The following is a 6,529-nucleotide window of genomic DNA, read 5'->3' on the forward strand; positions in this document are numbered from 1 at the left end:
CCGCGGGCGCCGCGCCGGCCGACGCCCCGCCCGCGCTGCGGGACTTCCTCGCCGCGGTCACCCCGGACCCGGACTGGCTGGACCGGGACCTGCTCGAGCGCGGCGCCCGCGCCTACCGCAGGCTCGGCCGCAGCCGCGACGACGTGCTGCTGGGACTCTCGCTGATCGGCGGCTACCGCTACGGCGGCCCCACCGAGCTGCTCGTCCGCACCGGTGGGCTCACCGGCGCCGGCGCGATGCGCCGCCTCGGCGAGACTCAGGCGTGGGCGTTCGCCGTGAGCCGTCCCGGCGGGATGGTGCCCGGTGGTGCGGGCTGGGCGGCGACGCTGCACGTGCGCGCCATGCACGCCCTCGTCGCTGAGCGGTTCGAGCGGGGCGACCGCTACGACGTCGCCGGCCACGGGCTGCCGATCAACCAGGCCGACGCCGCGGCCACGCTCGGGCTGTTCAACAGCACCGCGATCCTCGGCTGCCGCCTGCTCGGACGCCACGTCCCGCGCGCCGACGGCGACGCGATCATGCACCTGTGGCGCTACGTCGGGTGGCTGATGGGGGTCGACGACGACTGGCTGTTCGACACCGAGCGCGCCCAGAACGCGTTCAACCACCACGTCGTGCTGACCCAGGGCGACGTCACCCCGGCAGGCCCGCTGCTCGCGGGCGCGCTCGTCGAGGGGCTGCGCAGCGAGCGGACCGGTGGCCCCGCCGACCGGTTCCGCGGCGCCTGGGAGCGACGACGGCTGCTGTCGCTGCTGCGGGTGTTCCTGCGCGCCGAGGGCCTGCGCGACCTGGACCTGCCGGTGACCGCGGCGTGGATGTGGCCGTCGCAGGTGCTGCGCAACCTGGTCGAGTCGCTGCTCGTCGCGCGGACCGCACGGGGGCGGCGGTGGCTGGAGCGCCGCTCGGACCGCCGCGTCGAGGCCGACCTGGCCCGTCGCTTCGGCCGGGAGACGCCCGGCCCCCGCGACCTGGCAGCCTGACCCCGCCCGCCGGGATCAGGTGAACGCGCTGATCCCGGTCACGTCCCGGCCCACGATGAGGGTCTGGATCGTCTCGGTGCCCTCGAAGGTGTGGATGGCCTCGATGTCGGCCCAGTGCCGCACGACGTGGTGCTCCAGCAGGATCCCGTTGCCGCCGAGCAGGTCCCGCGCCTCGGAGAGGATCTTGCGGGCGGTCCGGGTGTTGTGCATCTTCGCCAGCCCCGCGACGGTCGGCGACAGCTTGCCCACCTCGGCGAGCCGGGCGGACTGCATGCAGTAGAGCTGCATGCCGGTCAGGTCGGCGAGCATCGCGACGAGCCGCTGCTGCACGATCTGGAAGCTCGCCAGCGGCTTGCCGAACTGCTCGCGCTCCAGCGCGTAGCGCAGGGCGGCGTCGTAGCCGGCGGTCGCGTGGCCCAGTGCCATCCAGGCGCAGGTGCCCCGGGTGGTGGCCAGCACCGCGGCGCAGTCGGCGAACGTCCGCGCCTCGGTCAGCCGGTTCTCCTCCGGCACCCGGACCCCGTCCAGCTCGATGTCGGCCTGCCAGAGTGCCCGCAGCGACACCTTGCCCGGGATGACGGTGGCCTCGTAGCCCTCCGCCGGGGTCTCGACGACGAACCCGAGCACCTCGCCGGAGTCGGTGTCGCGCGCCCACACGACCACCAGGTCCGCGACGCTGCCGTTACCGATCCAGCGCTTCGACCCGCGCAGCACCCAGTGGTCCCCGTCGCGGGTCGCGGTGGTCTCCAGCGCGACCGAGTCCGAACCGTGCATCGGCTCGGTCAGCGCGAACGCGCCCAACTTGTCCATGGTGGACATCGACGGCAGCCAGCGTTGCTTCTGCTCCTCCGAGCCGCACATCGCGATCGCCTTCATCGCCAGGCCCGCGTGCACCCCGAGGAACGTGCCGAGCGAGCCGTCCCCGCGGTGCAGCTCCATGTGCACGAGGCCGAGCGCGAGCGGGCTCATCCCGGCCGCCCCGTAGCCCCGGATGTCCTCGCCGACGATCCCGAGCTCGGGGAGGCGCCGGAACAGGTGCCAGGGCAGCTCGGCGCGCTCCCAGTAGTCGTTGATGCCGGGGAGGACCTCGGCGTCGACGAACGTGCGGGTGTCGGCGAAGCGCTGCCACTGCTCGTCGGTGAACTGGTCGCGCACCGAGAAGAAGTCGGTGCCCAGAGCCTCGCCCAGCTCGGTGTACGGAGTGGTCGGTGCGGTCATGATCGCGGGCCCCTCGCCGTCGACGGAGACCTGATCCTCACAGAATCACCGGGGTTCCGCCGGGCGGAACTCAGGCCCGCACCAGGCAGAACGGGTGCCCGATCGGGTCGAGGAAGACCCGGAAGCTGTCCGGCGCGGGCTGGACCTCGTGCCGGGTGGCGCCGAGCGCCAGCACCGCGGCCTCCCCGGCGTCCAGGTCGGGCACGTCGAAGTCGACGTGCCCGCGCTGCGGCCGCACCTGCCCGGGCCACTCCGGCGGGGTGAACTCTCCCTCGGAGATCTGCTGGAACGCCAGGGTCGCGCCCGCGCCGCCCGGGTCGAGCTCGACCCAGTCGGGGTCGGTGTCGGTCGGCCCCTGGACCGGCCAGCCGGTGATCGCCGAGTAGAACCGGGCGAGCTCCAGCGGGTCCGGGCAGTCGAGCGCGAACAGTGCGAACCTGGCAACGGGTGCATCGGTCATGGCGGCAGTGTGCCTGCGACCCCCGACGGTCACGCCTCAGAGCGCGTCGATCGCCCGCTCGATCCGCTGCACCGACACCGGATGGCGGGTCTTCATCGGGTGCGCGTACAGCGAGATGCGCAGCTCCTCGAGCATCCACCCGATCTCGCGCAGCGCGGGCGACGGCGGCGTGTGCTCGGGCAGGGCGGCCAGCAGCCCGCGGTACTCCGCCTCGACCGGCGCGATCTCGGCGGTCCACCGGGCGTCGCGGGCGGGGTCGGCGCGCAGCTTCTCCAGCCGCAGCTCGCAGCCCTGCAGGTAGCGCTTCACGTCGCCGAGCCGGGTCGCCCCGGCGGCGGTGACGAAGCCCGGCGCGGTCAGCCGGCCCACGACCGCCGTCACGTCGGCGACGCCGTCGCGGGTGGCGGGACCGCGCAGGTCCGCCAGCGCCGCACCGACCCGGTGCCAGACCTCCAGCACGCCGCGTACGGCGTCGAGGACCTGCAACGTCGTCGACGGCAGCCGCATCCGCAGCAGCTCCGCGAGTCGTGCGTACTGCGCCCCGTCGAACGGGTCGCCGCCGCCCCGGGCCATCAGGTGATCGGCCGCGGCGGTGGTGCAGTCGTCGAGCAGGGCGTCGAGCGAGCCGTGCGGGTTGCGCGACAGGGCCAGCCGCGCCCGGTTGTCCAGGCCGCGCTGCACCTGCTTCCCCGGGTGGGTGGTGTTGAGGAGCAGGAGCCGCCGGGCCCCGCGGTGGTGGGCGGGGTCGCGCTCGGGCGCCGTCGCGTACACCCGGACGTCGGCGCTCGTGCCGCGGTCGCGCAGGCCCGGGTAGCCGGTGACCGTGTGCGCGCCACGCCGGATCGGCAGCTCGCGGGGGAGCTCGCCGATCGTCCACGACGTCAGCCCGGTCGCCTCGACGTCGCTGCCCGCGGCGGCCAGCTCCTCCCGCACCTTCGGGGCGAGGGCGCGGCGCAGCCTGTCCAGGTCGGTGTCGCGGGCCAGCTCGGCACCGGACTCGTCGAGCACCCGGAAGGTCACCGTGAGGTGCTCGGGCAGCCGCTCCAGCTCCCAGTCCTCGCGCCGGATCTCCACGTCGCGCATCCGGCCGAGCTCGTCCTCCAGGACGTCGAGCAGCGGCCGCCGGCCGGTCTCGCCGCGCAGCCGGGCCAGCACCGCCTTCGCGTGGTCCGGGGCGGGGGAGAAGTTGCGCCGCAGGTTCCGCGGCAGCGTCCGGATCAGCGCGGTGACGAGCTCCTCGCGCAGCCCGGGCACCTGCCAGGTGAACGGCGTCGGGTCTACCTGGTTCAGTGCCGCCACCGGCACGTCGACGGTCACGCCGTCCTCGTGATGGCCGGGCTCGAACGCGTAGGACAGCGGCAGCGTCAGCCCGCCCGCCTCGACGTGGTCGGGGTAATGGGCGCGGTCGACCTGCTTCGCGGCCTCGGTCGCGAGCATCTCCTCGGTGTAGGTCAGCCGGTCCGGGGCCTGCCTCGACTCCTTCTTCCACCACCGGTCGAAGTGCGCTCCGGAGACGACGTCGGCGGGGACCCGCTCGTCGTAGAAGGCGAACAGGGTGTCCTCGTCGACGACCAGATCGCGGCGCCGGGCCCGGTGCTCCAGCTCCTCGACGCTATCGAGCAGCTCCCGGTTGGCATGGAAGAACGGGTGCCGGGTCTCCCAGTCGCCCTCGACGAGGGCGTGCCGCAGGAACAGGTCGCGGCTCACCTCGGCGTCGATCCGGCCGTAGGCGACGCTGCGGTCGGCCACCAGCGGCAGCCCGTGCAGGGTGACCCGTTCGGTCGCGACGGCGGACGCGCGCGTACGTGACCAGCGCGGTTCCGAGTATGTCTTCTTGACGAGATGTCCGGCGAGGGGCTCGATCCAGTCCGGCTGGACCGGTGCGACGGTCCGCGCCCACAATCTCGTCGTCTCGACGAGTTCGGCGGCCATCACCCAGCGCGGGGGCTTGCGCGCCAGGCCCGAGCCGGGCCAGATCGCGAACTTCGCGCCGCGGGCACCGAGGTAGTCCTTCGGGCCTTTCCGCTCCTTCCCGGCGCCCTTCCCGGTGCCCTTCTCGGCGAGCGGGTCCTGCATGCCGATCTGCGACAGCAGACCGGCGAGGACGGACTGGTGGATCCGGTCGGCGTGCCGCGGCCACTCGGGGTCGTGGTCGTTCAGATCCATGCCGGAGCTGCGGGCGGCCTGGCGGAGCTGGCCGTGCAGGTCCCACCACTCGCGCACCCGCAGGTAGTGCAGGAAGTCCTCACGCAGCTCGCGGCGGAACCGGCTGCCCGACAGCTCGTCGCGGCGGGCGTTCAGGTGGTCCCACAGCCGCAGGTAGGCCAGGAAGTCCGAGCCGTCCTCACCGAAGCGGCGGTGTTTGTCGTCGGCGGCCTGGCGCTGCTCGGTGGGCCGCTCGCGCGGGTCCTGCACGCTCAGCGCGGCGGCGATGACCAGCACCTCGCGCAGACAGCCGTTGCGGTGCGCCTCCACGAGCATCCGGCCCAGCCGCGGGTCCACCGGCAGCCGCGCCAGCGACTGTCCGACCGCGGTCAGCGAGCGCCGGTCCGGGCGCAGCGCGCCGAGCTCGTGCAGCAGGTCCAGGCCGTCGGCGACGGCGCGCCGGTCCGGCGGCTCGACGAACGGGAACTCCGAGATCTCCCCCAGGTCCAGCGCGATCATCTGCAGCACGACCGAGGCCAGGTTGGTCCGCAGGATCTCCGGGTCGGTGAACTCGGGGCGGGCGTCGAAGTCGTCCTCGGCGTACAGCCGGATCGCGATGCCGTCCGAGGTGCGGCCGCAGCGACCGGAGCGCTGGTTCGCCGAGGCCTGGGAGATCTTCTCGATCGGCAGCCGCTGCACCTTGAGGCGGCGCGAGTAGCGCGAGATGCGCGCGGTGCCGGTGTCCACGACGTAGCGGACGCCGGGCACGGTCAGCGAGGTCTCGGCGACGTTGGTGGCCAGCACGACCCGGTTGCCCGCGTGCGGCGCCCAGACACGCTGCTGCTCGGCCGTCGACAGTCGGGCGTAGAGCGGCAGGATCTCGGTGTTCCGCAGGTTGCGCCGCTCCAGGGCCTCGGTGGCCTCGCGGATCTCGCGCTCACCGGGCAGGAACACCAGCACGTCGCCCGGTCCCTCGCGCTGGAGCTCGACGACGGCGTCGCCGATCGCGTCGTCCAGCTGCCGGTCGGGATCGGCGTCCGGGTCGTCCGGGTCGACGACGGGGCGGTAGCGCACCTCGACCGGGAACGTGCGCCCGGAGACCTCGACGATCGGGGCCGGGGTCGGGTCGCTGCCCTCGGTGGCCGTGCCGAAGTGCCGGGCGAAGCGCTCCGGGTCGATCGTCGCCGAGGTGATGACGACCTTCAGGTCCGGACGGCGGGGGAGCAGCCGGGTCAGGTACCCGAGGATGAAGTCGATGTTGAGGCTGCGCTCGTGCGCCTCGTCGATGATCAGCGTGTCGTAGGCCAGCAGGTCCTTGTCGCCGGCCAGCTCGGCCAGCAGGATGCCGTCGGTCATCAGCTTGACCATGGTCGAGTCGCCGACGGCGTCGGTGAACCGGACCTTCCAGCCGACCGCCCCGCCGAGCTCGACGCCCAGCTCCTCGGCGATCCGGGTGGCGACGGTGCGCGCGGCGAGCCGCCGCGGCTGGGTGTGCCCGATCATCCCGTGCACACCGCGGCCCAGCTCGAGGCAGATCTTCGGCAGCTGCGTCGTCTTCCCGGATCCGGTCTCCCCGGCGACGATCACGACCTGGTTGTCGCGGATCGCGTCGGCGATCTCCTCGCGGCGCGCGGAGACCGGCAGTGTCGCGGGGTAGGAGATCCGCGGCAGCGCGGCGCGGCGGCGTTCCACGCGGTGCTCGGCCTTCGCGACGGCGTCGGCGACC

4 protein-coding genes are annotated in these 6,529 nt (G+C 73.6%); 1 reads left to right on the top strand and 3 read right to left on the bottom strand.

What is annotated here, in order from left to right:
• The coding region (locus GTW08_RS30380; protein ID WP_161152875.1) for an oxygenase MpaB family protein at positions 1 to 980 on the top strand (980 nt) is incomplete at its 5' end.
• A 15-nt stretch (positions 981 to 995) separates the two neighbouring features.
• Here GTW08_RS30380 and GTW08_RS30385 read toward each other — a convergent pair.
• The 3 genes from GTW08_RS30385 to hrpA form a co-directional block, all read right to left on the bottom strand.
• On the bottom strand, positions 996 to 2,198 hold the full coding sequence (locus GTW08_RS30385; RefSeq protein WP_073577909.1) for an acyl-CoA dehydrogenase family protein: 1,203 nt from the start codon (positions 2,196 to 2,198) through the stop codon (positions 996 to 998).
• Positions 2,199 to 2,268: 70 nt separating this feature from the next.
• Positions 2,269 to 2,658 carry a VOC family protein gene (locus GTW08_RS30390; protein ID WP_073577908.1) on the bottom strand — a complete coding sequence of 130 codons (390 nt, stop codon included), beginning with the start codon at positions 2,656 to 2,658 and terminating at the stop codon, positions 2,269 to 2,271.
• A 36-nt stretch (positions 2,659 to 2,694) separates the two neighbouring features.
• The coding region (hrpA, locus tag GTW08_RS30395; RefSeq protein WP_161152876.1) for an ATP-dependent RNA helicase HrpA at positions 2,695 to 6,529 on the bottom strand (3,835 nt) is incomplete at its 5' end.

The sequence above is a fragment of the Pseudonocardia sp. SID8383 genome (genome assembly GCF_009864975.1).
GTDB classification, from domain to species: Bacteria; Actinomycetota; Actinomycetes; order Mycobacteriales; family Pseudonocardiaceae; genus Pseudonocardia; species Pseudonocardia alni.

Coding starts and splice junctions, on each gene's coding strand:
- GTW08_RS30385 (WP_073577909.1), bottom strand. CDS start 2,198: ATGACCGCACCGACCACTCCGTACACCGAGCTGGGCGAGGCTCTGGGC.
- GTW08_RS30390 (WP_073577908.1), bottom strand. CDS start 2,658: ATGACCGATGCACCCGTTGCCAGGTTCGCACTGTTCGCGCTCGACTGC.